The sequence below is a fragment of the Pseudomonas sp. PGPPP1 genome (assembly GCF_002255865.1).
Lineage (GTDB): Bacteria > Pseudomonadota > Gammaproteobacteria > Pseudomonadales > Pseudomonadaceae > Aquipseudomonas > Aquipseudomonas cremoris.
On the sequence record NZ_NKIG01000011.1, the window covers coordinates 47,616 to 73,778 of the forward strand.

The 26,163-nt window shown below is 60.6% G+C and carries 18 protein-coding genes; 12 read left to right on the forward strand and 6 right to left on the reverse strand.

The features are described 5' to 3' along the window. The first annotated feature begins 293 nt into the window (after nt 1–293). Nucleotides 294–5,111 (forward strand): NEL-type E3 ubiquitin ligase domain-containing protein, encoded by a 4,818-nt coding sequence (locus CFE47_RS14300; RefSeq protein WP_286837923.1) that lies wholly within the window; start codon nt 294–296, stop codon nt 5,109–5,111. Here CFE47_RS14300 and mnmC read toward each other — a convergent pair whose 3' ends face one another. After that, entirely contained in the window at nt 5,112–7,091 is a 1,980-nt protein-coding gene (mnmC, locus tag CFE47_RS14305) for a bifunctional tRNA (5-methylaminomethyl-2-thiouridine)(34)-methyltransferase MnmC2/FAD-dependent 5-carboxymethylaminomethyl-2-thiouridine(34) oxidoreductase MnmC1 (RefSeq protein ID WP_286837924.1), read from the reverse strand. Nucleotides 7,092–7,245: 154 nt separating this feature from the next. On the opposite strand from mnmC, the gene pap reads away from it, so the two are divergent. From pap to CFE47_RS14320, 3 genes are all read left to right on the forward strand, one after another. Then, on the forward strand, nt 7,246–8,763 hold the full coding sequence (gene pap / locus CFE47_RS14310) for a polyphosphate:AMP phosphotransferase (RefSeq protein WP_286837925.1): 1,518 nt from the start codon (nt 7,246–7,248) through the stop codon (nt 8,761–8,763). A 91-nt stretch (nt 8,764–8,854) separates the two neighbouring features. Beyond that, nucleotides 8,855–10,039 carry a thiolase family protein gene (locus CFE47_RS14315; protein WP_286837927.1) on the forward strand — a complete coding sequence of 395 codons (1,185 nt, stop codon included), beginning with the start codon at nt 8,855–8,857 and terminating at the stop codon, nt 10,037–10,039. 192 nt (nt 10,040–10,231) lie between these two features. Further along, nucleotides 10,232–11,188 (forward strand): DMT family transporter, encoded by a 957-nt coding sequence (locus CFE47_RS14320; protein ID WP_286837929.1) that lies wholly within the window; start codon nt 10,232–10,234, stop codon nt 11,186–11,188. On the opposite strand, the gene CFE47_RS14325 is transcribed toward CFE47_RS14320, so the two are convergent. Then, a complete protein-coding gene (locus tag CFE47_RS14325) occupies nt 11,185–12,567 on the reverse strand; it encodes a class II fumarate hydratase (RefSeq protein WP_286837931.1) in 1,383 nt (460 codons plus the stop codon). The genes CFE47_RS14320 and CFE47_RS14325 overlap by 4 nt on opposite strands. A gap of 181 nt (nt 12,568–12,748) precedes the next feature. Here CFE47_RS14325 and CFE47_RS14330 point away from each other — a divergent pair, with 181 nt between their 5' ends. The 7 genes from CFE47_RS14330 (at nt 12,749) to CFE47_RS14360 (ending at nt 20,447) form a co-directional block, all read left to right on the forward strand. After that, nucleotides 12,749–13,267, forward strand: a complete 519-nt coding sequence (locus tag CFE47_RS14330) for a DUF2059 domain-containing protein (RefSeq protein ID WP_185703842.1) — start codon at nt 12,749–12,751, stop codon at nt 13,265–13,267. A gap of 6 nt (nt 13,268–13,273) precedes the next feature. Further along, nucleotides 13,274–13,570, forward strand: coding sequence for a BolA family protein (locus CFE47_RS14335; RefSeq protein ID WP_185703844.1), 297 nt, complete (start codon nt 13,274–13,276; stop codon nt 13,568–13,570). Nucleotides 13,571–13,688: 118 nt separating this feature from the next. After that, complete coding sequence (gene trhO, locus CFE47_RS14340; protein ID WP_286837934.1) at nt 13,689–14,630, forward strand: oxygen-dependent tRNA uridine(34) hydroxylase TrhO; 942 nt, start codon at nt 13,689–13,691, stop codon at nt 14,628–14,630. Nucleotides 14,631–14,666: 36 nt separating this feature from the next. Continuing rightward, a complete protein-coding gene (locus CFE47_RS14345) occupies nt 14,667–15,269 on the forward strand; it encodes a DsbA family protein (protein WP_286838099.1) in 603 nt (200 codons plus the stop codon). Next, nucleotides 15,262–17,064: an ABC transporter ATP-binding protein gene (locus tag CFE47_RS14350; RefSeq protein ID WP_286837936.1), complete on the forward strand. Its 1,803-nt coding sequence runs from the start codon at nt 15,262–15,264 to the stop codon at nt 17,062–17,064. The genes CFE47_RS14345 and CFE47_RS14350 overlap by 8 nt, the downstream gene beginning before the upstream one ends. A 71-nt stretch (nt 17,065–17,135) precedes the next feature. Continuing rightward, complete coding sequence (locus tag CFE47_RS14355) at nt 17,136–19,598, forward strand: EAL domain-containing protein (protein WP_286837938.1); 2,463 nt, start codon at nt 17,136–17,138, stop codon at nt 19,596–19,598. A gap of 78 nt (nt 19,599–19,676) precedes the next feature. Next, nucleotides 19,677–20,447 carry an iron-containing redox enzyme family protein gene (locus tag CFE47_RS14360; protein WP_376750101.1) on the forward strand — a complete coding sequence of 257 codons (771 nt, stop codon included), beginning with the start codon at nt 19,677–19,679 and terminating at the stop codon, nt 20,445–20,447. A 22-nt stretch (nt 20,448–20,469) separates the two neighbouring features. Here the strand turns inward: CFE47_RS14360 and CFE47_RS14365 are convergent, their stop codons facing one another. From CFE47_RS14365 to CFE47_RS14380, 4 genes are all read right to left on the reverse strand, one after another. Beyond that, entirely contained in the window at nt 20,470–21,396 is a 927-nt protein-coding gene (locus tag CFE47_RS14365; RefSeq protein WP_286837941.1) for a GGDEF domain-containing protein, read from the reverse strand. 307 nt (nt 21,397–21,703) lie between these two features. After that, nucleotides 21,704–22,978 (reverse strand): MFS transporter, encoded by a 1,275-nt coding sequence (locus tag CFE47_RS14370; protein ID WP_286837943.1) that lies wholly within the window; start codon nt 22,976–22,978, stop codon nt 21,704–21,706. Nucleotides 22,979–23,033: 55 nt separating this feature from the next. Beyond that, nucleotides 23,034–24,188 (reverse strand): acyl-CoA dehydrogenase family protein, encoded by a 1,155-nt coding sequence (locus tag CFE47_RS14375; protein WP_286837945.1) that lies wholly within the window; start codon nt 24,186–24,188, stop codon nt 23,034–23,036. A gap of 69 nt (nt 24,189–24,257) precedes the next feature. Beyond that, nucleotides 24,258–25,127, reverse strand: coding sequence for an IclR family transcriptional regulator (locus CFE47_RS14380; protein WP_233081203.1), 870 nt, complete (start codon nt 25,125–25,127; stop codon nt 24,258–24,260). 250 nt (nt 25,128–25,377) lie between these two features. Between CFE47_RS14380 and CFE47_RS14385 the strand changes: the two genes are divergently transcribed. Beyond that, nucleotides 25,378–26,163 (forward strand): enoyl-CoA hydratase, encoded by a 786-nt coding sequence (locus CFE47_RS14385; RefSeq protein ID WP_286837947.1) that lies wholly within the window; start codon nt 25,378–25,380, stop codon nt 26,161–26,163.

A 26,163-nucleotide genomic window follows, 5' to 3' on the forward strand; every position in this document is an offset into this window, starting at 1 on the left:
TTTTCCGTTGGGGAGACTAAAACTCACAGCGCCTGAAGGGCGCACACCCAGAAACTGACCCGAGGCATTTGTGGGAGTTTTAGAACAATAAGTTATAAGTCGACTTGATGGCTGGCGCTTAAAGGCGGGCATCGGCCCACGGGGCCTGTAATTGAGGGGCGGTAAAGGGTTATGGCTTCGACGCAAATTCCGGGTCAATCCGACGGCTGACCGGGGCACTATTCGAATGGGTTCCAGCACTCGTCGCGCTTAGGCTGTGGGGTCATCAATTTCCGCATTTAAGGAGCGTTTTGATGACGCAACAACGTGACTGGAGTGGCGTGGCGAAATCCGTCACGCACGACGAACTGGAGACGGTCTTGCTTGATTTGACGGGTGACCTGAGCAAGGCCCGGGTACTGCACCAGACCTTGCCGCACTGGTTGGTCAAGGCCAAGCCCGAAACATCGCGTGCGCTGGAGCAAGCGCACATTGACAGTGAAGCGTTGCGTAAACGCGCCAAGGAGCGCCTGGCCCGCCTGCGCCCTTTGGATCGCTTCTGTGTGGAGCAGCTCAAGTTTTTCCTGGAGGGCAAGGGGATCAATACGCTGGATGTGGAGCGTGACGTGTTGGAACTGCCCAAGCGGGAACTGAGCGGTGTGCTTCCGAGCCTGGGTGGTCAACTGATAAAGACGGTCACTGTTACCCGGCACACATTGGTGCAGGCCGCTATGCAGAATTTCACCCAGGCCCAAGCCGACGGTGCCTTACCGGTTGATGCCGTGATTCGTTTGGCGTCTTCCAAACAGGTGGCGCCGAGTCTTTCGGCAGAGGCGTTTGTCGGTTATTGCCGCGAACTGGACCTGGGTGCGACCTATCAGAAACACATCATCGATATCCTCGGGCTGCCGCCTTCGGCCACCGTCAGCGAGGGGGAGTTGAGCTACAACCCCGCGGTCGCGGACATCGGCCAGTCCCGTTGCCTCGACATGCAGACCGACCTGCATATCGCGTTGGCCAAGGGGGACATCCGTGAAACCACTCACGCTCGAATACTCGCACTGATCAAGGCTGACCGCCCAATCCTGGAGCTTGGATACTTGTCGCCAGGCGGGAAGCCCATGATCTGGCAGGGCCTGAACATAGGGGGGGCATGCCTCTGGGGTGTACTGGTGTTCTGTGAGGCTGCGTCGGGCAGCTTTGCGGCTGGCGGGTTTGCAATCTACATGCCCAACGAGCCGGTGCGACCCTGGTTTGAGTATCAGAGCCTGGACGACTTCAAGGAGTACCTGTCGTTGAAATTGCAGGTGCCCAGCTACCGGGCATTTTTCAACGGGTATCTGGATGAGTCCGAGCGGTTGGATTTCTATGCCGAGTTCGACAAGAGCCGCACGTTGGGTCGCCTGGAAGCCGTAGTGAGTTCACACAGCCTGTCGGCGTTTTTCTTCGGTGCCTGTGTGGGGAAACTCCAGTTCGACGCCTTGGCATTGGCGGTACCCGTGGCACAAGTGGACGAAGACGCGCGTGAGAAGCGCCTGCAAGGCTACCTGGATGCGGCCCTCGACGTATTGAATGTGGCCGCGTTTGTGGTGCCTGTCTTGGGGCAACTGATAATGGGTGTGGCCATCGGTCAATTGCTGGGAGAAGTGTTCGACGGTGTCGAGGACTGGGCCCACGGCGACCAGACTGTAGCGCTGCGCCATCTGATCAATGTGGCCGAAAGCATTGCGACCATGGCGCTGTTTGCCGCGGGTGGGCGCGTGGTGGGTTCGCTCAAACGCAAGCTTACGGGGTCGACGCAGTTCTTCGACACGATGGAGGCAGTGACCCCGGCCAATGGGCAGTCGAAGTTATGGCGCCCGCGGTTGTCTGCTTACCGCCAGGCGCTGGTGCTGGATGAACAGGCGATGCCCAGTGCCCAGGGGGTTTACCAAGTCAACGGCCAGTCCTGTATCAAAATGGACGGCGATCTCTATGCCATTGACTATGACGCTGATATCGATCAGTGGCGCATCAACCACCCGCGACGACCCGATGCCTATCGTCCGCCCCTGGTGCATAACAACGAAGGAGGCTGGCAGCATGTTTTCGAGCGCCCGGAGCGCTGGCATGACCCGGTTTATCATTTGTCTCGCCTGGATCCCAGCCTGGCCGTTCTGCCCCATGAACATCTGGAAAGCTTGGCCTCTGTCGTCGGAATATCACGCGAGCAATTGGCTCGATTGAACCTGGAGCATGAGGCGTTGCCCGCACGGTTCCAGGACTGTGTGGCGCGCTTTCGACAATTGAGCAAGATTCACGACTTGAAGTACTTCCTGGAGCGCGACATGCGTCCCCATGCCCGTACGGCTCGCACTCAGCTACTGGCCTTGCCCTTGCTGAGCGGCTGGCCCAAGGGACGTTTTTTCGAAGTGCTGGATGCGCACGGTGACCTGGTGGAGCGCTACCCTGAGGTGGCTCCTTTTGACTACGAAGACCTGAGCATTCATATGACTCAGGAGCAACTCAAGGCCGGGGAGGTGATGTCGACTCTGTTGAAAGCGTTGGACGGTGAGGAACGGAGCCAATTGTTAGGGAAGGGTGAGCACTCGGAGAAAGTGTTGTCGAAGCGCTTGCTGAACGCGATCAAGCAACACCAGCAAACGCTCCATGAGCAGTTGTACCGCGACTATGACGGCGTTGCCACGCATGAGTTGGTGGCGATGAGAGCGCGATTCCCGCAGTTGCCGGCACGGATCGGCCAGGAGTTGTTGAACCAGGCAAGCAGCGCGCAGCGACTGCACGTGCGCAACACCAAACGGCTTCCCCTGAGCCTTGCCCAGAAGGCCCGTGAGGCGGCTGTCGTCATTGAGGAGGACAACGCGCTACTGGGGTTGTATCTTCCGGCACTGGCCAACGATGCGACACGCCGCGTGGCTGTCGGGATGCTGGGGCATCTACCGGACTGGCCGAAGGATCTGTTGCTACAGGTTCGCGATCAGACGTTGCTTGGCACTGTCGTGAACGAGGTCGGCCCGGCAACTGCCGCCACAAAATGCACGGTGCTGCAGACGGCAGCCGGCTTTCAGGCTGTGAATGACATTGGATTACCGTTGGGCGATGTCTCGGCCGAGCCGGAGGTGTTTTACCAGGCAGTGGTCGATGCCTTGCCTGCCGCACGTCGCACGGACATGGGCGTGGATGCGCCGTCGGGAGCCGCTATGCTGCGCCATAAGATACAGATGGCGGTCCAGAAAAACCGGCGTCGTGTCTCCGGCTACCTGTGGCCGAAGCGGGGAATGCCCGAGGAGCCGACTGCGTGCATCCAGGCGCAACTGCTGCCGGTAGAGGCGCCGCCGCCGGCGCTGGCGCGCAAGGTCAGGAAGCTCTACCCGCTGCTCACCGACAGAGAGGTGTCAGCATTCATTCAGCAAGCCGGCACCGACCACCTGTCGCGGGCCAGGGCAGTTGAGGCCCTTGAGCAAGAGTACCAACTGTTGCATCGCGCGTTGAAAGCCTGGCGCAACGATATATCGGGCTACACCGCTGAGGATGGCTCGTTGTGGGACTTTCGCCTGAGTCGCACGCAAACGGTGAATGCCCTCGAGCATTGTTGGCGGCGCATGATCCGTGTGCCGGGTCGCGACGGTGTAAAAGTGCCCGGTGTGTCATTGGATGACCTGCTTCGAGGACGCTTGCCCACGTTGCCGCCCCAAGTGAGTTTTGAACATGTGCAAAGCTTGTCGCTGGCAAACCTCAAGCTCAACGATGATGTCGGCTATTTTCTCAAGCATTTCAAAGGGCTGCACAGCCTGGACTTGGCTGGTAATCAACTGACCCGCTTGCCTGAAGTGTTGTCGCAGATGCCGGAGCTGGAGCATTTGGTCCTGGCCAACAATAAACTGCAATTGAATCAGTATGACCGCGGCCGCCTGGCCAACATGCAGGACCTGCAGACGCTGAACCTGAGTGAAAACCCGTTGGTGGACCCTCCGGATGTCAGGCGCATGTTCGGGCTTCGTGAACTTATCCTGCGCGACTGTCAGCTCAAGGCGTTCCCCAACGGTTTACTGCGCCTGCCTCACCTGGACCTTGTCGACTTGCGCCAGAATGACATCCTGACGCTGCCCGACGGGCTGTTCGCGTTGCCCCTGCGCTTGGCCGAGACCTTCAACCTGCGGCACAACCCGCTGGATGTACCCACACGGCAAGCACTGGAGGATTTGCGCACTCGAATCGGCACTGGCATGGGGTTCATGGAGGATGACATTCCGCGGTTGAACGAACAGCGTGCCCGTGAAATCTGGCTGCCGGATGATGGGGTGGATGGGTTTGCCGATAAAGATGTTCTGTGGGCCGGGCTCAAGGACGAGCCGGCTTCCGACAGCTTGTTTCAGTTGCTGGTCAACCTGGGAGGGACCGCCGATGCCGCTCACGTTCGTGAAGATCTGGATCGACGTGTCTGGCGGGTGCTGGAGGCCGCTGCGGACGATGCCGAGTTACGCAGTGAGATATTTGAGCGGACGGCCACACCCTTCAACTGCGATGACGCCGTGGCGGATAGTTTCAGTCAGCTGGAAGTTTTGCTGGAACTGCGCGACATAGCTAAACGGGTCGAGCTTGGCGCGGCGACAGGGACGTCCTTGCTGGATCTGGGAAGAAGGCTGTTTCGCCTTGATCATCTGGAGACGCTTGCACGTCAATACAGTCTCGAACACCCCGGCACCGATGCGCTGGAGGTAGGCTTGGCGTATCGGACTGGCCTTGCCGACAAATTCAATCTGCCGGGCCAGCCCAAGCATATGCGTTACGCTCGACTGGCCGGTGTGACCGCAAAGGCGCTGGAGCAGGCGCAAGCGCAACTGCAGGCGGCCGAACTGTCACCGCAACTGATGCAGTACCTGTCCCGTCTTCCGTTCTGGGTCAGCTACCTTAAACGCACGGTAGGCAGTCGGTTTGCCGCGCTGAATGAGCCGTTCGATCAGCAGATGGCGCAGGTCTTCGAGCAGGCCGAGACCTTGAGTGATGCCCGCTACCGCGAACAGATGGACGCCATTCTGCGCGAGCAGAAACTCGCCGAAGGCGCCGAGATCGTGCGTCAGACGGATCAAGCGTTGAAGACCAGTGAATTGAGTGGCTGCCGGCTGCGTTAATCATGCCTTTGCCACATTACTCCGAACCAAGGCCCGCACAGCAAAACGGTTCGGGTGGCAGGCTTCGGCCACACTGCGCGGCAGTGGCAATGGTTCATCCTCCAGCCAGGCCGCCAGCAACTCGGCGGACAACGGTGCGGTGATCAGGCCACGGGAGCCATGGCCGCTGTTGACGTACAAACCATCCAGCCAGGGGCACGGCGTGTCGGGGGTATGTCGGGCGTCTTTGCGCAGCACGGCGTAGGCGTCGGCGAAGGCCGCCGCGTCGGCCAGCGGCCCGACGATCGGCAGGTAGTCCGGGCTGGTGCAGCGGAACGCCGCGCGGCCTTGTAGGGTGGCGGCGTCGAGGGCGTCGGCGTGCAGGCGCTGGGTGAGGTCGGCGGAAATGTCGTTGAGCATCGCTAGATTGCCGAGGTGATCGGCGGTCGTGGGCGTGAGGTCTTCGTTCTTGAAGTCAAAGCTGGCGCCGAGGGTGTGTTCGCCCAAACGCGGCGGGGCCACATAACCTTCGGCGCAGACCACAGTCGCCAGTGCCTGGCTTTCAGCGGTCTGCGGCAGGCGGGTGATTTGCCCGCGAATGCGTTTGAGGGGCAGGTCGGCGAAGCGTTGGACTTCTGCGGCGCCAGCCAGTACCACCACCGGCGCGCTGGCCAGCAGTTGGTCTCCATCCCAGGCCTGCCAGAGTCCATCGGTTTTGCGCAGGTCGAGAACTTCGTGATGAGGCAGCACACTGATGCCGGGATGCCGCGCTTGCCATTCACACAAGGCAGGCGGATGCACCCAGCCGCCTTCAGGGAAGAACAAACCGCCGTGCGCCAAGGCAATCCCGGCTTTCGCTTGGGCCTGATCACGGTCGAGCAGGTGCAGCAGGTCGGGAGCGAAAGCGTCGGCCAACTGCGCCTGGCGCTGACCTTCCTTGGCGTCGAAGGCCAGTTGCAGCACGCCGCAGCCGTCCCAGTCCACGCCTCGGTGCAGGTGTTCGAGCAGGCGGCGGGTGTGACCGAAACCAGCGACGATCATCTGCGAGAGCGCAGTGCCATGGGCGGACAGCTTGAGGTAGAGCACGCCCTGCGGGTTGCCCGATGCTTCCCGTGCCAGGCCGTCATGGCGTTCCAGCAGGCTCACCTGCCAGCCCCGCGCCGCCAGGCTGGCCGCCGTGGCACAGCCGGCCAGGCCACCGCCGATGACCAGGGCCTTGCGTTCCCCCCTTCCAGGCGCCGGTCGGGCGAACCAGGGTTTGGGGTTGGGCGGCGGTGGTGTGCCTTCGGGCCAACCGAGAAATGCTCCGCGCAGGATCTCCCACTTGTGGCCGATCCCAGGTGTGCGCTTCATCTTGAAGCCGGCCGCGTTGATCAGTCGCCGTACCCAGCCGGTGCTGGTAAACGTACTAATCGTCGAGCCGGGTGCCGCCAGGCGCGCCAGTTCGGCAAACAACTCGGCGGTCCACATGTCCGGGTTTTTCGCCGGCGCGAAGCCGTCGAGGAACCATGCATCGACCTGTGCGTCCAGTTGCGGCAGTTGCTCCAAGGCATCGCCGATCAACAAGGTCAAGGTCACGCGGCCGTTATCCAGCACCAGGCGCTGGAAGCCTTGGTGGATGGCGATGTACTGCTTGAGCAATTGCTCGGCGAACAATTGCAGCTCTGGCCAGAGGGCGAGGGCGCGTTGCAGGTCGGCGTGATTTAGCGGGTACTTTTCCACGCTGACAAAATGCAGGCGCGCCCCGGCCACTGCGTGTTGCTCGAACAGTTGCCAGGCACACAGAAAATTCAGGCCCGTGCCGAACCCCGTTTCACCAATCACCAACCGACCGCCCTCTGGCAGGGCGGCAAAGCGCTCCTGCAAACGGTTCTGTTCCAGGAACACATAGCGGGTTTCTTCAAGGCCCGACTTATCGGAAAAATACACGTCGTCGAAGACCCGAGAATGCGGGCGGCCTTGGTCGTCCCAGTCGAGCTGGGCGTGGGATACGGGGTTCATGGGCGGCTCATAATATGAAGCAGGTAAAGACAAGGCGGCCATTCTAGCCGATCAAGCGGCAATGAATTGACCCACGGCAAGCGCGGATGGAATTTCCTCCCGCGTGTTGCTGCCCAATCCGCTAGTCTTGAGCCATCTTGAAACGGAGCTGCCCATGTTCGAATCCGCCGAAATCGGTCACGCCATCGACAAAGACACCTACGACGCCGAAGTGCCGGCCCTGCGCGAAGCGTTGCTGGAAGTGCAGTACGAACTGCAACAGCAGAAGCGCTTCCCGGTGATCGTCCTGATCAACGGTATCGAAGGTGCCGGCAAGGGCGAGACCGTCAAGCTGCTCAGCGAATGGATGGACCCGCGCCTGATCGAGGTGCGCACTTTCGACCAGCAGACCGACGAAGAACTGGCTCGCCCGCCAGCCTGGCGCTACTGGCGCCAACTGCCTGCCAAGGGCCGCATGGGGATCTTTTTCGGCAACTGGTACAGCCAGATGTTGCAGGGCCGCGTGCATGGGCAGATCAAGGACGCCCGTCTCGACCAGGCCATTGCCGGTGCCGAGCGCCTGGAAAAGATGCTCTGCGATGAAGGCGCGCTGATCTTCAAGTTCTGGTTCCACCTCTCCAAGAAGCAGATGAAGGCGCGACTCAAGGCCCTGGCCGACGACCCGCTGCACAGCTGGCGCATCAGCCCGCTGGACTGGCAACAGTCCGAGACCTACGACAAGTTCGTGCACTTTGGTGAGCGTGTGCTGCGTCGCACCAGCCGTGACTACGCACCGTGGCATGTGATTGAAGGGGTCGATGCGCATTACCGCAGCCTCACGGTGGGCAAGCTGCTGCTGGAAGGCATGCAGAATGCGTTGAAACTGCCCAAGGGCAAGGCCAGTGGCATGAACCCCGCGCCGTTGATTCCATCGGTGGACCAGAAGAGCCTGCTCGATAGCCTCGACCTGAACCAGCGCCTGGAAAAGGACGATTACGAAGAACAGCTGATCACCGAACAGGCGCGCCTGTCTGGCCTGATGCGCGACAAGCGCATGCGCAAGCACGCACTGGTCACGGTGTTCGAGGGCAACGATGCAGCGGGCAAAGGCGGGGCGATCCGCCGTGTCGCCGCCGCGCTCGACCCGCGCCAATACCACATCGTGCCGATTGCCGCGCCGAGTGAAGACGAACGCGCGCAGCCGTACCTGTGGCGGTTCTGGCAGAAGATCCCGGCGCGAGGCATGTTCACCGTGTTCGACCGCTCGTGGTATGGACGCGTGCTGGTGGAGCGTATCGAAGGCTTCTGCACCCCGGCGGACTGGATGCGCGCCTATGGCGAGATCAATGATTTTGAAGAACAACTGCGCGATGCGGGCGTGATCGTGGTCAAGTTCTGGCTGGCCATCGACAAGGACACCCAGCTGGAGCGCTTCCAGGCCCGCGAGGAAATCCCGTTCAAACGCTTCAAGATCACCGAGGACGACTGGCGCAACCGCGATAAATGGGACGACTACCGCACGGCGGTTGGCGACATGGTTGACCGCACCAGCACCGAAGTCTCGCCCTGGACGCTGGTGGAAGCCAACGACAAGCGCTGGGCGCGGGTCAAGGTACTGCGCACCATCAACCTGGCGTTGGAAGAGGCGTTTGCCAAGTCCGACAAGCACGACAAGAAAGGCAAGAAGAAGTAGGCCTATATGCGGGGTGAATGATCATCGCGGTCGGAATCAGCTGGATCTATTCTCGATCCATCTCCCAACAACGACAAGATCGAGGTAGCCCATGCGTGAAGTAGTGATCGTCGACAGCGTGCGAACCGGCCTGGCCAAATCCTTTCGCGGTAAGTTCAACCAGACCCGTCCGGATGACATGGCGGCCCATTGCGTCAACGCGTTGCTCAGCCGCAACGGCATCGACCCGGCGACGGTGGAAGACTGCATCGTCGGTGCCGGTTCCAACGAGGGCGCCCAGGGCTACAACATCGGGCGCAATGTGGCGGTGCTGTCGCAACTGGGCACCGGCACGGCGGGCATGACACTCAACCGTTTCTGCTCGTCGGGCCTGCAGGCCATTGCGATTGCGGCCAACCAGATTGCCTCGGGGTGCAGCGACATCATTGTGGCCGGTGGCGTCGAATCCATCAGCCTGACCATGAAAAGCGTCAACACCGACAACCTGATCAACCCGCTGCTCAAGGAGCAAGTGCCGGGCATCTATTTCCCCATGGGCCAGACCGCCGAGATCGTCGCCCGCCGCTACAACGTCAGCCGCGAAGCGCAAGACCTGTATGCGCTGCAAAGCCAGCAGCGCACCGCCCAGGCCCAGGCCGACGGCTTGTTTGACGATGAAATCGTACCGATGGCGGTCAAGTACAAGGTCGAGGACAAGAACACCGGCGCGGTGCAGATCCTCGACGGTGTGGTTGACCGCGACGACTGCAACCGCCCCGACACCACCCTGGCCAGTCTGCAAGGCTTGAAGCCGGTATTTGCCGAAGACGGCTCGGTGACGGCGGGTAACTCTTCGCAGCTATCCGACGGCGCCTCGATGACGCTGGTGATGAGCCTGGAAAAAGCCCTGGCGTTGGGGCTCAAGCCGAAGGCGTTTTTCCGTGGGTTTACCGTGGCCGGTTGCGAACCGGACGAAATGGGCATCGGTCCGGTGTTCTCGGTGCCCAAGTTGCTCAAGGCCAAGGGCTTGCAGGTGGCGGACATTGACCTGTGGGAGCTGAACGAGGCGTTTGCGTCGCAGTGCCTGTATGCACGCAATCGCCTGGAGATTGATAACGCGAAGTACAACGTCAACGGTGGCTCGATTTCCATCGGGCATCCGTTCGGTATGACGGGTTCGCGGCAGGTGGGGCATCTGGTGCGTGAACTGCAACGGCGCAATCTGCGCTACGGCATCGTCACCATGTGCGTGGGCGGCGGCATGGGCGCCACGGGTTTGTTCGAAGCCGTGCGCTAAATCCCACTGGGAAACCGGATCAAAAAGGTGGGAGCGGGCTTGCCTGCGATAGCGGTGAATCAGTCAACATCTCTAGGGCTGACACGGCGCCATCGCAGGCAAGCCAGCTCCCACCTTTAAATTGTGTCGTAGCCCAACGCTTCTGCTTACCTCTAGAATGCCTCACCACTTCCTCTGGCTTCTGGGGCACTCATGCACATCTCTTCCGGCCGCTGGGTCTACGGTTTTCTCCTGACCCTGCTGACCGCGCTGCTCTGGGGCATCCTGCCGATCAAGCTCAAGCAGGTGCTGCAGGTGATGGACCCGATCACCGTCACCTGGTTTCGCCTGACCGTCGCTGGCGGTTGTCTGTTCATCTATCTCGCCCTCACCAAGCGCTTGCCCAGTCGCAAGGTGCTGGGACCCAAAGGTGGCTGGTTGGTGGGCATGGCCGTATGTGGGCTGGTGGGCAACTACGTGCTGTACCTGGTGGGCCTGCAAATGCTCAGCCCCGGCACGGCGCAGTTGGTGGTGCAGATGGGACCGATCTTCCTGATGATTGCCAGTGTGTTCGTGTTCAAGGAACGCTTCAGTGTGGGGCAGGTAGTGGGACTGGTGGTGCTGATCTGTGGTTTTGGCCTGTTCTTCAATCAGCGCCTGACGGAGCTGCTCACCTCCCTTGGCACCTATACCGCTGGCGTGCTGACGATTTTGCTGGCGACGACCATCTGGGTGTTCTACGCCCTGGGCCAGAAGCAACTGCTGACGGTGTGGAATTCATTGCAGGTGATGATGGTGATCTACCTGTCCTGCGCCGTGTTGCTCACGCCTTGGGCGCACCCGCTGGAAGCGTTGGACCTGAGCCCGTTGCAAGGTTGGCTATTGCTGGCGTGCTGCATGAATACCCTGGTGGCCTACGGTGCGTTTGCCGAAGCGTTGGCTCACTGGGAGGCCTCGCGGGTCAGTGCGACCTTGGCACTCACGCCGTTGGTGACCTTTGTGGCAGTCGCTGTGGCCGCCTGGCTGTGGCCCGACTTTGTACAGGCCGAAGAGATTAACGCCCTGGGCTATGCTGGGGCGTTGGTGGTGGTGCTGGGGTCGGCAACCGTGGCCTTGGCGCCGTCGCTGATTGCCGGGCTCAAGGCCCGGCGAGTGCGCATGGCGTCTTAGTTGCCCAGCATGTTTTCCGGGCGTACCCACTGGTCGAACTCGGCGTCGGTGAGGTAGCCCAGGTCGAGTGCCGCTTCGCGGAGTGTCAACCCTTCGGCATAGGCCTTCTTGGCGATTTCTGCCGATTTGTCATAGCCGATATGCGGGTTTAGCGCCGTTACCAGCATTAGCCCGCGCTCCAGGTGATCAGCCATTTGCACGGCGTCGGGTTCAATCCCGGCCACGCAGTGCTCCTGGAAGTTGTTGCAGCCATCGGCCAGCAGGCGGATCGATTCCAGCAGGTTATGGATGATCACCGGCTTGTACACGTTCAACTGCAAGTGACCTTGGCTGGAAGCGATGCCAATGGTCACGTCATTGCCCAGTACCTGGCAGGCCAGCATCGATAACGCTTCGCACTGGGTGGGGTTGACCTTGCCTGGCATGATCGAGCTGCCGGGTTCATTGGCCGGCAGCTTGACCTCGGCCAGGCCCGCGCGGGGGCCGGAGCCGAGCAGGCGCAGGTCATTGGCGATTTTCATCAGGGCCACGGCCAGGGTTTTCAACGCGCCGTGCAGCGTGACCAGCGGCTCATGGCCGGAGAGGGCGGCGAATTTATTCGGCGCGGTCACGAACGGCAACCCCGACAACGCCGCCAGCTCGGAGGCAATTGCCTCGCCAAAGCCGTGGGGGGCATTGAGCCCGGTGCCAACGGCCGTGCCGCCTTGGGCCAGTTCGCACACGGCGGGCAGGGCGCTGCGCACAGCGCGTTCCGCGTAGTCGAGTTGGGCGATGAAGGCCGAGAGTTCCTGGCCGAATGTGATCGGCGTGGCGTCCATCATGTGGGTGCGCCCGGTCTTCACCAGCTTCATATGGCGAGCAGCCAGTTCGGCCAAGCCACCGGAAAGCGTAGCGATGGCTGGCAACAGGCGCTGATGCACCGCTTGGACGGCCGCGATGCTCATGGCCGTGGGGAAGCAGTCGTTGGAGCTTTGGGAGCGGTTCACGTGGTCGTTGGGGTGCACCGGGCTTTTGCCACCGCGGGTCTTGCCCGACAGCTCGTTGGCGCGGCCGGCGATCACTTCATTGGCGTTCATGTTGCTTTGGGTGCCGCTGCCGGTTTGCCAGACCACCAAGGGGAACTGGTCGTCGTGTTGGCCGGCGAGCACTTCGTCGGCGGCCTGTTCGATCAGGCGGGCGATGTCAGCGGGCAAGTCGCCGTTGCGGTCGTTGACCCGTGCCGCAGCCTTTTTGATCAGGGCCAGGGCGTGTAATACCGCCAGGGGCATGCGTTGCTCCCCAATGGCGAAATTCACCAGCGAACGTTGGGTCTGGGCGCCCCAGTAAGCGTCATCCGGGACATGGACGTCTCCCAGGCTGTCGGTTTCGATACGGCTCATCGGGCACACTCCTTCAGGTTCGTTTGCGCAGTTTAGGCCCTGATCGGGCAGGTGGGTTCCCTAAAAGACTTTTCATCGGGCAATCCAGGCCCGACAAGGCCTGGGGTTGAGCCGCGAGGTTTTTTAGGCGCAGAATGGGCGCCCTTGGGGTCTTACCTCGCCTGCTAGAAAAGGAAACTCGATGACTCGTCTTCGTGCCATCTGTACCGCGGTTGCTCTGGTGTGCGCCAGCGGCCAGGTTCTTGCCGATACCGCCAGCCACAACGCCAGTGCCGAAGCCTTCCTTACCCTGGCCCACGCTGACAAGCTGGGTACCCCGGTGTACATGCAAGTGCAGCAAATGTTCGCCCAGCGTTTCGAACAGACCCAAGCGCCTGCCGCCAAGCAGTCCGTACTGGACAGCTACCAGGCCAAGGCCAACGCCGCGTTGGACCAGGCCATTGGCTGGCCGAAGCTGAAACCGGACATGGTCAAGCTCTACACCACCAACTTCAGCGAATCCGAGCTCAAGGACCTGGTTGCTTTCTACCAGTCGCCACTGGGCAAGAAAGTCCTGGAAAAAATGCCGCAACTGACCCAGCAATCGGCCCAGATGACCCAGGCCAAGCTGGAAAGCGCCGTGCCTGTGGTGAACAAGCTGTTGGAAGACATGACCAACGAGCTGGCGCCTAAAGCCGCCGCACCGGCCAAGAAGAAGTAAGCAGGAATGACCATGCAACAGCGTATCGAAACGGCGCTTGCCGCCTTGGGCACCGACCACCTGAGCGTGCTGGATGAAAGCCATATGCACAGCCGTGGGTTGCAGACCCACTTCAAGGCCGTGCTGGTCAGCCCGCAGTTCGAGGGGCTCAACCGCGTCAAGCGCCACCAGAAGGTCTACGCCACCCTGGGTGACCTGATGAGCGAGTTTCATGCACTGGCGCTGCATACCTATACGCCCGATGAGTGGGCGAAAATCGACGCAGCCCCGGCCTCGCCGACCTGCGCCGGCGGGCATGACTGATGATCAGGTGTCTCTGACACCCGGCATTTGTTAGAATCCGCAACGCGCCGCTTAGCCGGCGCGTTTTTTTTGCATCCGGTTCACCCTTTACGAGGGTAGCCACCTGGAGAGAACACCCATGACTCAACCGATTGTCGTGGCGGCACTGTATAAGTTCGTCACCCTCGAAGACTACGTCGCCCTGCGCGAGCCACTGCTGCAGGCGATGGTCGATAACGGCATCAAAGGCACCTTGCTGATTGCCGAAGAAGGCATCAACGGCACCGTTTCCGGCAGCCGCGAAGGCATTGATGGCCTGATCGCGTGGTTGAAGACCGACCCGCGCATGGTCGATATCGACCACAAAGAATCCTACTGCGACGACCAGCCGTTCTACCGCACCAAGGTCAAGCTCAAGAAAGAGATCGTGACCCTGGGCGTCGAAGGCGTCGATCCCAATAAAAAGGTCGGCACCTATGTCGAGCCGCAAGACTGGAACGCGCTGATCAGCGACCCGGAAGTGCTGTTGATCGACACCCGTAACGACTACGAAGTGTCCATCGGCACTTTTGAGGGCGCGATCGACCCGAAAACCACCAGTTTTCGCGAATTTCCCGACTACATCAAAGCCAACTTCGACCCTGCCAAACACAAGAAAGTCGCCATGTTCTGCACCGGCGGCATTCGTTGCGAGAAAGCGTCGAGCTACATGCTGAGCGAAGGCTTCGACGAGGTGTATCACCTCAAGGGCGGCATCCTGAAGTACCTCGAAGAGGTGCCGCAGGAGGAAACCAAGTGGCAGGGCGACTGCTTTGTTTTCGACAATCGCGTGACCGTGCGCCACGACTTGAGCGAAGGCGACTACGATCAATGTCATGCTTGCCGCACGCCGGTGAGCGTCGAAGACCGCGCATCCGAGCACTATGTGGCCGGCATCAGTTGCCCGCACTGCTGGGACAAGCTGCCGGAGAAGACTCGCCGCAGCGCCATCGACCGGCAGAAGCAGATCGAGCTGGCCAAGGCGCGCAACATGCCGCACCCGATAGGCTTCAACTACAAGCAATCACCTTCCGAGGCCTGAGCCATGTCCGCGCGCCTGCTCTATGTAATGGACCCGATGTGTTCCTGGTGCTGGGGCTTTGCCCCGGTGGCCGCAGCGTTGGTTGAGCAGGCCCACGCGGCCGGCGTGGAGCTGCACCTGGTGGTGGGCGGCTTGCGCACCGGCAGCGGCGCGGCATTGGAGCCGACCACGCGACGCTACATCCTTGAGCACTGGCAGGCGGTCACCGAGGCTACTGGCCAGCCGTTCAAGCGCGAAGGCGCGTTGCCCGACGGTTTTGTGTATGACACCGAACCCGCGTGCCGCGCCATTGTGACGGCGCGCAGCCTGGCACCCGATTGTGCGTGGACGCTGCTGGGGCTGATCCAGCGCGCGTTTTATGTCGAGGGCCGCGACGTGACCCTCGCCAGTGTGCTGGTGGAACTGGCCGAGGAGGCGGGCATCCCGCGTATCGAGTTTGCTGGCGCGTTCGATCGTGCCGAGCAACACGCGGCAACCGCTGCCGATTTTACCTGGGTGCAGGATCTTGGCATCGCCGGTTTCCCGACGTTGTTGGCTGAGCGCAATGGTCAGTTGGCGTTGTTGACTAACGGCTATCAACCGCTGTCCGAGCTTTCGCCACTGCTCGCCCGATGGCTGGAGCGAGCAAGCTGTGCATGAACCTGGCAAGCGTGCTGATCGACTGACCTGGGCGGAGATTCGCCGCCTGGCCCTGCGCCATAAAAAATCCCTGTGGATCGCCAACGGCGTCGCCGTATTGGCGACGCTGTGCAGCGTGCCCATTCCCTTGCTGTTGCCGTTGCTGGTGGACGAAGTGCTGCTGGGCCATGGCGACGCCGCCCTCAAAGTAATGAACCATGCACTGCCGCTGGGTTGGCAGAAAGCTGCCGGTTACATCGGCCTGATGCTGCTGGTGACCCTGCTTTTGCGTTGCGGTGCGCTGGTGTTCAACGTGGTGCAGGCGCGGCTGTTTGCGCGCCTGGCCAAGGATATCGTGTACCGCATCCGCGTGCGCCTGATCGAACGGCTCAAGCGCATCTCGCTGGGCGAATACGAAAGCCTGGGCAGCGGTACGGTCACCACACACCTGGTCACCGACCTGGACACCTTGGACAAGTTCGTCGGCGAAACCCTCAGCCGCTTCCTGGTGGCCATGCTCACCCTGGTGGGGACGTCGGCGATCCTGGTGTGGATGCATTGGCAACTGGCACTGCTGATCCTGCTCTTCAACCCGCTGGTGATCTATGCCACGGTGCAGTTGGGCAAACGCGTCAAACACCTGAAAAAGCTGGAGAACGACAGTACTTCGCGCTTCACCCAGGCGCTCGCTGAAACCCTCGACGCGATCCAGGAAGTGCGTGCCGGCAACCGCCAGGGCTTCTTCCTTGGGCGTCTCGGCCAGCGTGCTCAGGAAGTGCGCGACTACGCCATTCATTCGCAGTGGAAGACCGATGCCTCCAGCCGCGCCAGTGGCCTGCTGTTCCAGTTCGGTATCGACATCTTTCGTGCAGCCGCGATGCTCACCGTGCTGTTTTCCGACCTGTCCATCGGCCAGATGCTCGCGGTGTTCAGCTACCTGTGGTTCATGATCGGGCCGGTGGAGCAGTTGCTCAACCTGCAATACGCCTACTACGCCGCAGGCGGGGCACTGACGCGCATCAACGAGCTGTTGGCGCGCGCCGACGAGCCGCAATACGCCGGTGGGGAAGACCCGTTTACCGGACGGGAAACCGTCGGCATCGAAGTGCGCGGCCTCGATTTTGGTTACGGCGAAGACCTGGTGCTCAATCAATTGAACCTGGCCATCGCGCCCGGTGAAAAAGTTGCAATTGTCGGTGCCAGTGGCGGCGGCAAAAGTACCTTGGTGCAACTGTTGCTCGGGCTGTATACGCCACAGGCCGGCAGTATTCGTTTCGGCGGTGCAACCCAGCAGGAAATTGGCCTGGAGACCATTCGCGAGCACGTTGCCGTGGTGTTGCAGCACCCAGCGCTGTTCAACGACACCGTGCGCGCCAACCTGACCATGGGCCGCACCCGCAGTGACCAGGCATGCTGGCAGGCGCTGGAAATCGCCCAGCTGGATGCTACCGTCAAGGCATTGCCGATGGGGCTGGACAGTGTGGTCGGGCGCTCCGGCGTGCGTTTTTCCGGTGGGCAGCGTCAGCGCCTGGCGATTGCACGCATGGTGCTGGCCGAACCGAAAGTGGTGATCCTCGACGAAGCGACTTCCGCCCTCGACGCCGCTACCGAGTACAACCTGCACCAGGCGCTGGCGCGGTTTCTCAGTGGTCGTACTACACTGATAATCGCCCACCGTCTGTCGGCGGTTAAACAGGCGGATCGAGTATTGGTGTTTGACGGTGGTCATATTGCTGAGGATGGCGATCATCAGCAGTTGATTGCCGACGGCGGCCTGTACGCCAAGTTATATGGACACTTGCAACAAGTACGTTGATTTAGCCTAGGCTGAGCTATCGGAAGCGAATTATCGCGTGCGTACCAAGCAGTGCATGTGCAAGGGACTTCATGAAGCAAAAGCGGACTCTCGGAACGCCTCGGCTGTTGGGCATTGTGTGGCCCTTTATCGCCGTGGTGCTGTTCCAGGCATTGTTGGGTTGCGTCAGTCTCTACGTGCTTTCAGCCGTGCGTGGCTACGTGGCTGGCGAGAGCTTGTGGTCCAAGGGCCAGAAAGACGCCATCTATTACCTGACGCTCTATGCCGACAATCGCGACGAGGCAACTTACCTCAAGTATCAGCAAGCGATTGCTGTACCCCAGGGCGGGCACGAGTTGCGCATCGCCCTCGACCGCTCCACCCCGGACCTTACGGCCGCGCGGCTGGGCATCCTCAAGGGCGGCAACCACCCGGATGACGTGTCCAGCCTGATCTGGCTGTACCTCAATTTTCGTCATTTCAGCTACCTGGAAAAAGCCATCGAGCTGTGGACCGTCGGCGATGGCTACCTGGTGCAACTTGATGACCTGGCGCGGGAGATGCATCAGTCGATCCGCCGCGACCAAGTAAGTGCCAACGATGTGCGCCAATGGAAGGCCCATATCATTGCCATCAACGATGGGGTGACGCCAGCGGCCAAGGCCTTTAGTGATGCGCTGGGCGAAGGTTCGCGGATGATTCTGCGGCTGCTGTTGATCACCAACCTGGCCACGGCCCTGGGCCTGATCGTGCTGGCGTTGTTGCGCACCCATAAGCTGCTGACCCAGCGCCACGCCTTTGCCGATGCCTTGCAGGAGGAGAAGGAGCGGGCGCAGATTACATTGGAGTCGATTGGCGACGGCGTGATTACTACCGACGTCGATGGCGCTATCACCTACATGAACCCAGCGGCCGAAGCGTTGACCCACTGGAATTCCGCCCAGGCCCAGGGCCTGCCTTTGGCGGCGCTGTTCAACCTGCTGGATGACAATGCCCAGCCCGACGGCTTTACGCTGATCGAACATATCGTCAAAGGGCAACTCCGGGGCGGCAGCGAGCATTCAAAGACCATCCAGCGTCTGGATGGCAGCACGGTTTCAGTAACGCTGGTGGGGGCGCCGATCCGCAGCGCCGGCAAGGTCAGCGGCGCGGTGCTGGTGTTGCATGACATGACCCAGGAGCGTCAATACATCGCCAACCTGTCGTGGCAGGCGACCCATGACGCCCTGACCGGCCTGGCCAACCGTCGCGAGTTCGAGTTCCGCCTGGAGCAAGTGCTGCACCCGGCCGGGCTTGCACAAGGCGGGCGGCATGCGCTGATGTTCCTTGACCTGGATCAGTTCAAACTGGTCAACGACACCTGCGGCCATGCGGCGGGCGACGAGCTGCTGCGGCATATCTGCGCGCTGTTGCAATCGGACCTGCGTGAAGGCGACACCCTGGCGCGCCTTGGGGGCGATGAGTTCGGCATCCTGCTGGAAAACTGCCCGGCACCGGTGGCGGAGAAAATCGCCGAGAGCCTGCGCCACACCGTGCAAAGCCTGCATTTTGTGTGGAAAGGTCGGCCGTTCATGACCACCGTCAGCATCGGCCTGGTGCATATCTCCCAAACCCCGACCACCCTGGAAACCTCGCTGCGCGCCGCCGACATGGCGTGCTATATGGCCAAGGAAAAAGGCCGCAACCGCGTGCAGGTGTACCACGCCGATGACTCGGAATTGTCCCTGCGCTTTGGCGAAATGGCCTGGGTGCAGCGGTTGCACATGGCCTTGGAAGAAAACCGGTTTTGCCTGTACTCCCAGGAAATTTCACCCCTGGGCAATACCGATGGTGGTAATGGGCATATCGAGATCTTGTTGCGCCTGCATGATGAGGCGGGCCGCATCATCCTGCCGGACAGCTTTATCCCGGCTGCCGAGCGCTATGGCTTGATGACGTCGCTGGACCGTTGGGTGGTGGAGAACGTGTTCAAGATCATCGCTCGCTGCATGCAGGAACGTCCGGGCCTGCCAATGGCGATGTGTGCGATCAATCTGTCAGGCATTACCATTGGCGATGAAGACTTTCTCGGGTTCTTGCGTGAGAAGTTTGACGCTTACAACATCCCGCCGGCGATGATCTGTTTTGAAATCACCGAAACCAGTGCTATTGCAAACCTCGGGAGTGCAATCCGCTTTATTAATGAACTCAAAGCCTTAGGCTGCTACTTCTCCCTGGATGACTTTTGTGCCGGAATGTCCTCATTCGCATATCTTAAACATTTACCTGTAGACTTCCTGAAGATCGATGGAAGTTTCGTAAAGGATATGCTGGACGACCCGATTAACCGTGCGATGGTCGAAGTGATCAACCACATCGGCCACGTCATGGGTAAGCGCACAATTGCAGAATTTGTCGAGACACCACAGATCGAACAGGCATTACTCGAAATTGGTGTGGATTACGCTCAGGGTTACCTGATTGAACGACCGCAATTGTTTACCTTTGATAGCCTGCAGTGTCGACCTGTGCGGCCGCAGCCTTTGTTGTTCAAGGCGCCCGGCACATTCCGCTGAAACGTTTGCTGGTCTGTACAATCACACATCAAAAGGAGCCCGACAGTGATCGACACATTCAACAGAACCGGCCCGCTTATGGAAGCCTCTAGTTACCCCGCCTGGGCGCAGCAATTGATCCAGGACTGTAGCGAGAGCAAGCGTCGCGTTGTCGAACACGAACTGTACCAGCGCATGCGCGATAACACGCTCAGCGCCAAGACCATGCGTCACTACCTGATCGGTGGCTGGCCCGTCGTTGAACAGTTTGCCTTGTACATGGCACAGAACCTCACCAAGACCAAATTTGCCCGCCATCCTGGGGAGGACATGGCGCGCCGCTGGCTGATGCGCAATATTCGCGTGGAACTGAACCATGCCGACTATTGGGTGCATTGGGCCCGCGCCCACGGTGTCAGCCTGGAAGACTTGCAGGCCCAGAACGTGCCGCCGGAATTGCACGCACTGAGTCACTGGTGCTGGCACACCAGCTCGGCTGACTCGCTGATCGTGGCCATTGCTGCGACCAACTATGCAATCGAGGGGGCGACTGGGGAGTGGTCTGCCGTGGTGTGCTCCACCGGCGTCTATGCGGCAGCCTTCCCCGAGGAAGACCGCAAGCGTGCGATGAAGTGGCTGAAGATGCACGCCCAGTACGATGACGCCCACCCGTGGGAAGCCCTGGAAATTATCTGCACCCTGGCCGGGATGAACCCGAGCAAGGCTCTGCAGGTTGAGCTGCGCCAGGCCGTGTGCAAGAGCTATGACTACATGTACCTGTTCCTGGAAAGCTGCATGCGCCTGGAGAAGGAAAAAGCCCCTTCGGTAGCGGTGCGTGAGCGCCCGGCGCGGGTCGCCAGCGAAGCGTGATGTGAATGCGGTGGCGGGGGACTTACCCCGCCATTGCCAAGCGATTACGACCTTCGCGCTTGGCCACGTACAGGGCATTGTCAGCCCGGCGCAACAGGCTTTCGGCAGACTCGGCAGCCAGTAGGGTCGAGCAGCCCAGGCTCACCGTCAATTCGATCCGCGTCCCATCCGCCCAATAATCCTGGGTCTGTGCTGCCTGGCGCAGGCGTTCACCGACCATTGCCGCGGCATCGCGACCGGTGTTGGACAACAAGATCAGGAACTCTTCCCCGCCAAACCGGAACACCATATCCACGTTACGCAACTGGCCCTTGATCGCCCCGGCAACGGCGCGCAGTACGTTATCGCCGGCGGCGTGGCCGTAGGTGTCGTTGATGTTCTTGAAGTGATCGATGTCCAGCATCAGCAAAGACAATGGGTTCAGATGCCGGCGCGCCATGTCGATTTCCCGTTGCAGGGTTTGGTCCATGGCCACGCGGTTGCCGGTCTCGGTCAACGGATCGCGCAAGGCGCTGCGGGTGGCGGCGCGATATAGCAATGCGTTGCGCATGGGGTATAGCAGCGTCGCCAACAGGGATTCGAGTTGGCCGAGTTCCTCTTCTGTCAGGCGCTGGTTGCGGCGAAAGATCAGCTCACCCAGGTGCTCACCTTCATGGCTCAGGCTGTAGCTCACCGAGTGGTGGCCGCGATGGCCGAATTCAAGGCGCAGGTCGCTGGCTTCGTGGCGGTATTGCAGGGCGTCCAGAGGCACCAGGCGCTGCACCTCGCGAAAGAACACCCCGAGGATGCGCTCCGGCTCCAGGCTGGTTTGCAGTTGCAGGCCCAATTGCTGGCGCAGTTGCGTAATGGTGGTGCGGCGACGTGGAAGCAGGGACGGCTGACCAAAACCCAGGCGTTGCAATTTGGCACTGTCGAAGTCAATTGCGTTGGTCTGGGTGGGTGTTTTCATAAGCGAACGGCCTCTAAGCACTTAGCTGTCTTACAGGCTGGATGAGAGTGGCAAATGCCAGGCGTCTTACTGTTCCTTCAGTTCCGTAAAACATGAGTAACAGTTTAAACCGCTTTGCAACCGGTTATAACCCCTGGGCACCGCCGCACGTCTTGTCATCGCCTAACCTGCTTGAGAAAAGTTAGAGCGATATTCATGCCAAATCGTTCTGATTAAATAAAACTCCTTATAAATCAGTCAACTGTTCTTATCGCTAAAAACAGTCGCTGAACTATGGCGCCAGTTATTTGGCAAGTAAGGGCTCGGCTTACTGTTTTTGCGGGTCGAATTGTTTATCGCGAATAAACAACGCGGGGATTACACCGCAGATAAAGTACGCGCCGCCCATCACCAGGAAACCTATGCCGATGGAACCGTGGGAGGCGAGGAAACCGATCGCCGCCGGCGCCACGGCTGCACCAATGCGCCCGATGTTGTAGGCGCCGCCCACGGCCGAACCGCGAAACTTCGCCTCGAAGCTTTCGGTCATGTAGGTCGCGTTCACGCCGTAGGGAATCCCGTACAGGAAGCCGAATACCACCAGCATCCACAGGATGTTCTCCGGGCTCTGGAACAACACGATCACCGGCAGGAAGATCGCCGTGCCCAGGGCGCCGAACGCAAACACCGCGCGGCGGCCCAGTCGGTCTGCGGCCAGGCCGGCGAGGATCTTGCCGAAGATCATCGCCGCGTAGGTGCCGACCATGTAACTGGTCATCGACTTGAAGTTCATCCCCAACTCGCTCTCCAGGTACGACGGCATCCAGTTGTTCACGCCGTAGTAGCCGAACTGCAGGAAGCCGGCGGTCAGGGCCCAGAGCAAGAACATGCGGCTGGCCTTCGGGTCGCTGAAGATCAGCTTGAACATGCCGTCGGGCTTTTTCTTCAAGGCGTTGCGAGTGCCGCTGGCTTTCTCCTTGGCGCGCTCGGCTCTGGCGGTGATCCAGGCTTGGGGCTCCGGAACCAGGCGTTGCATCAATACAGCGAGGATCACCGGGATGATCGCCACGTAGAACAGCCAGCGCCAGCCGTGCTCGGGCAGGATCCAGCCGGCCAATAACGTGGCAACGATGTAACCCACCGACCAACCGGCCTGCAGGGTGCCCAGCACGGTGGTGCGGTAGCGAGTCGGCACGTATTCCGCCATCAGCGTATTGCACGCCACATACAGCGCGCCCAAGCCCAGGGAGGCGAAGAAGCGCGTGCTCGCGAACTGCCAATAGCTGTGGGTCATGCCCAGGATCGCCGTGCCGACGGAGAACAGCACGATGCTCCACACCACGGTTTTTACCCGGCCGAAACGGTCACAGGCCCAGCCACCGTAGATGCCACCGATGGCCATGCCGGCCAGGGTAAAGCTGCCGAGGCTGCCGGCTTCGACGCTGCTCAGGCCGAACTCGGCCTTGAGACTGCTGAGGCTGTAGGACAGCAACATCAGGTCTGCGCCATCGATCAACAGGCCGAGGAAGCAGAAGATGAACACGATAATCCACAGTTTGCTTTTTGCAGGCGACAACGCGCCCGCCGATGCGGCGACTTCCATAGCGATACCTTGCTTGTAGTTGTTAGGGCATTGGGTATGGGTGGAGCGGTAAGGCCTAGCGTTGCGCCGCGCGAATCATGTTGCGGGCAATCACCAACTGCTGGATTTGCGTGGTGCCTTCATACAGGCGGAACAGGCGCACATCCCGGTAGAAACGTTCGATGGCGTACTCGCTGATATAGCCAGCGCCGCCATGGATCTGCACACAACGGTCGGCGACCCGGCCGCACATCTCGGTGGCGAACATCTTCGAGCACGAGGCTTCGGTGCCAATGTCCTGGCCCTCGTCACGCTTGCGCGCAGCGTCCAGCACCATGCAGCGCGCGGCGTAGATCTCGGCCTTGCTGTCGGCGAGCATGGCCTGGATCAGTTGGAATTCAGCAATCGGTTGGCCAAATTGCTTGCGGTCGATGGCGTAGTGCAAGGCGTCGTTCAGCATGCGCTCGGCAGCGCCGACACTGACGGCGGCGATATGCAGGCGGCCCTTGTCGAGCACCTTCATCGCGGTCTTGAAACCCACACCTTCCACGCCACCGATCAACTGGTCGGCGGGCACGCGCACATTGTCAAAGATCACGTCGCTGGTATGCGCACCTTGCTGGCCCATCTTGTGGTCACGCTTGCCCAGAGACAGGCCGGGGGTATCGCGCTCGACAATAAACGCGCTGATACCGCCCGAACCGCGGATTGCCGGGTCGGTGCGCGCCATCACGGTGAAGATTCCGGCGTGAGGGGCGTTGGTGATAAAGCGCTTGGTGCCGTTGATCACGTAGTGGTCGCCATCGCGCACGGCGGTGGTTTTCAGCGAGGCGGCGTCGGAGCCGGAGTCCGGTTCGGTGAGGCAGAACGAGCTGAGCAATTCGCCGCTGGCCAGCAACGGCAGGTAGTGTTCCTTCTGCGCATCGGTACCGTCCAGCAGGATGCCGATGGAGCCGATACCATTGTTGGTGCCGAAGTAGGAGCGAAAGGCCGGGGAGGTGCGCCCCAGTTCAAAGGCAATGGTCACCTCTTCTTCCATGGTCAGGCCCAGGCCGCCGTAGGCTTCGGGAATGGTCAGGCCGAACAGGCCCATGTCCTGGAATTGGCTGACGATGTCCGCCGGGATTTCATCGGTCTCGGCGACTTCGTTTTCCCGGGGGATCAGCGCTTCGTCGACGAACTGCGCAATGGCGTCCACCAGGATATGAAGCGTTTGTGCGTCTCGGATCATGTGCAGTCCTCAGCGGCCCGTTCAGCGGGCCTGTTATCGTCAATCTGCCGAGGCCATGCACCTGTCCTGCTAGCGGGCGGCGGCCTCGATATTGTTCACCATGTGCTTGAGGCGTGGCCCTATGTCGTCTTCGAGTTTCTCCCGTGAGAGGTGGAAACTCGGTCCGCCACAGTTGAACGCCAGCAAGCCGTGTTGGGCATGCAGCAGCGGTACGGCGATGGCATTGACATCGCGGTGCCACTCACCGATCGACATGCAATAGCCGAAGTCGGTGTAGTCCCGGAAGGCGCGTTCGAGCCCCTTGCGGATGGTCGGCCAGTCCTCCAGATGACGCTGGCGGATGTGGTCGAGGATGAATTCCCGCTCGTTTTCCGGCATCGCTGCCAGGCAGGCGCGGCCTGCTGAACTCAGGTGCAACGGCAAGCGCGTACCCACCTGGCGGCGCATGGTCATGTTCGCTTCGCCCTGGACCACGTCCAAGTACACCGCGTCCAGCCGGTCCCGGGTGGCCATCGCTACGGCCGCCTGGGCGTACTTGGCCATGGTCTCCATCAACGGATGGGCCACGGCGCGCACCGACAGGTTCGACAACATCGCGTAACCGAAGGCCATCACGCCCACATCCAACTGGTACCGGCCCGACTGCGGCAGGTGCTTGAGGTAACCCAGGCGTGTCAGCGTGTGGGTCATGCGGGTGATCGTCGGCTTCGGCAGCCCGGTCTTGCGCGCCAAGTCCTGGTTGCCCAGTACGCTCTCGCTCGGCGTGAAACAGCGCAGCAATTCCAGGCCGCGTGCCAGGGCGGTGACGAACTGGCGGTCTTTGTCTTCCTCCTCATCGCTGTTCATCGGGTCAATCAACAAATGCTCGAAGGCGTTGTTGCCTGCAGGGACTTCGGTGCTGTCCGGGTCCGGGTTTCGACGGCGCATGTTAATCCTCATTTTTTTATAAAATCAACAAAACAAAATCATATTCCGCACAGCGAAACTAAGCAACTTTTTGAGAGTGGATTTAATTGTTGGATAATTCCCAATAAAACAGCGGGTTAATGGCTGTTTTCATAAGGAGTTGGGTTTTTACGTTTACACCTGTCAGGTCCGTACTTATGATCATGGCTAAATACGGAATGTTATTTCGCATAGCGAAACAAGTAGCAGTCCAACTAACAAGAACATTGCAGTAGGAGAGCATGTGACCAGCGCAGACCCATCCGTGGTGACCATCGACGTTCAGGAAAATGGTGTGGCGGTAGTACGTATCCACCGTCCTGAGGTGAAAAACGCCCTCAACGCCCAGGTGCGTGAGGCACTGGCCGAACACTTCCGTGCATTGGCCAAGCGCCGGGATGTGCGCGCTATCGTGCTCACCGGTGGCGAGCAGTGCTTCGTGGCCGGAGCGGATATCAAGGAGTTCGCCCATGCCGGTGCAATCGATATGTACCGGCGCCACACCGAATACCTGTGGGAGGCCATCAGCCGTTGCCCCAAGCCGGTGATTGCGGCGGTCAATGGATTTGCCTTGGGCGGTGGCTGCGAGTTGGCGATGCATTGCGACCTGATTGTGGCCGGCGAGTCGGCACGGTTTGCCCAGCCGGAAGTGAAGCTGGGCTTGATGCCGGGCGCGGGCGGTACGCAACGCTTGATTCGTGCGGTGGGCAAATTCCAGGCGATGCGCATTGCGCTGACCGGTTGCATGGTCACGGCACCGGAGGCGCTGGCCATGGGCATGCTCAGCGAAGTCGTCAGCGATGACCGGACACTGCCGCGCGCCCTGGAACTGGCCGCGCAGATCGCCGCGTTGCCACCGTTGGCCGTGGAGCAGATCAAGGAAGTGATGCTGGCCGGCGCCGACCTGCCGCTGGAAAGCGCGCTGGTGCTGGAGCGCAAGGCGTTCCAATTGCTGTTTGATTCCAAGGACCAGAAGGAGGGCGCTGCCGCTTTCTTCGAGAAACGCACGCCTGAATACCGGGGGGAATAA

Excerpts from the sequence above, each read along its gene's own strand:
- CFE47_RS14300 (WP_286837923.1), top strand. The coding sequence starts at position 294 with ATGACGCAACAACGTGACTGGAGTGGCGTGGCGAAATCCGTCACGCAC.
- CFE47_RS14365 (WP_286837941.1), bottom strand. The coding sequence starts at position 21,396 with ATGAAAACACCCACCCAGACCAACGCAATTGACTTCGACAGTGCCAAA.
- CFE47_RS14335 (WP_185703844.1), top strand. The coding sequence starts at position 13,274 with ATGACCATGCAACAGCGTATCGAAACGGCGCTTGCCGCCTTGGGCACC.
- CFE47_RS14360 (WP_376750101.1), top strand. The coding sequence starts at position 19,677 with ATGGAAGCCTCTAGTTACCCCGCCTGGGCGCAGCAATTGATCCAGGAC.
- CFE47_RS14375 (WP_286837945.1), bottom strand. The coding sequence starts at position 24,188 with ATGATCCGAGACGCACAAACGCTTCATATCCTGGTGGACGCCATTGCG.
- CFE47_RS14345 (WP_286838099.1), top strand. The coding sequence starts at position 14,667 with ATGTGTTCCTGGTGCTGGGGCTTTGCCCCGGTGGCCGCAGCGTTGGTT.
- CFE47_RS14315 (WP_286837927.1), top strand. The coding sequence starts at position 8,855 with ATGCGTGAAGTAGTGATCGTCGACAGCGTGCGAACCGGCCTGGCCAAA.
- pap (WP_286837925.1), top strand. The coding sequence starts at position 7,246 with ATGTTCGAATCCGCCGAAATCGGTCACGCCATCGACAAAGACACCTAC.
- CFE47_RS14355 (WP_286837938.1), top strand. The coding sequence starts at position 17,136 with ATGAAGCAAAAGCGGACTCTCGGAACGCCTCGGCTGTTGGGCATTGTG.
- CFE47_RS14320 (WP_286837929.1), top strand. The coding sequence starts at position 10,232 with ATGCACATCTCTTCCGGCCGCTGGGTCTACGGTTTTCTCCTGACCCTG.
- mnmC (WP_286837924.1), bottom strand. The coding sequence starts at position 7,091 with ATGAACCCCGTATCCCACGCCCAGCTCGACTGGGACGACCAAGGCCGC.
- trhO (WP_286837934.1), top strand. The coding sequence starts at position 13,689 with ATGACTCAACCGATTGTCGTGGCGGCACTGTATAAGTTCGTCACCCTC.
- CFE47_RS14330 (WP_185703842.1), top strand. The coding sequence starts at position 12,749 with ATGACTCGTCTTCGTGCCATCTGTACCGCGGTTGCTCTGGTGTGCGCC.
- CFE47_RS14380 (WP_233081203.1), bottom strand. The coding sequence starts at position 25,127 with ATGAGGATTAACATGCGCCGTCGAAACCCGGACCCGGACAGCACCGAA.
- CFE47_RS14325 (WP_286837931.1), bottom strand. The coding sequence starts at position 12,567 with ATGAGCCGTATCGAAACCGACAGCCTGGGAGACGTCCATGTCCCGGAT.
- CFE47_RS14370 (WP_286837943.1), bottom strand. The coding sequence starts at position 22,978 with ATGGAAGTCGCCGCATCGGCGGGCGCGTTGTCGCCTGCAAAAAGCAAA.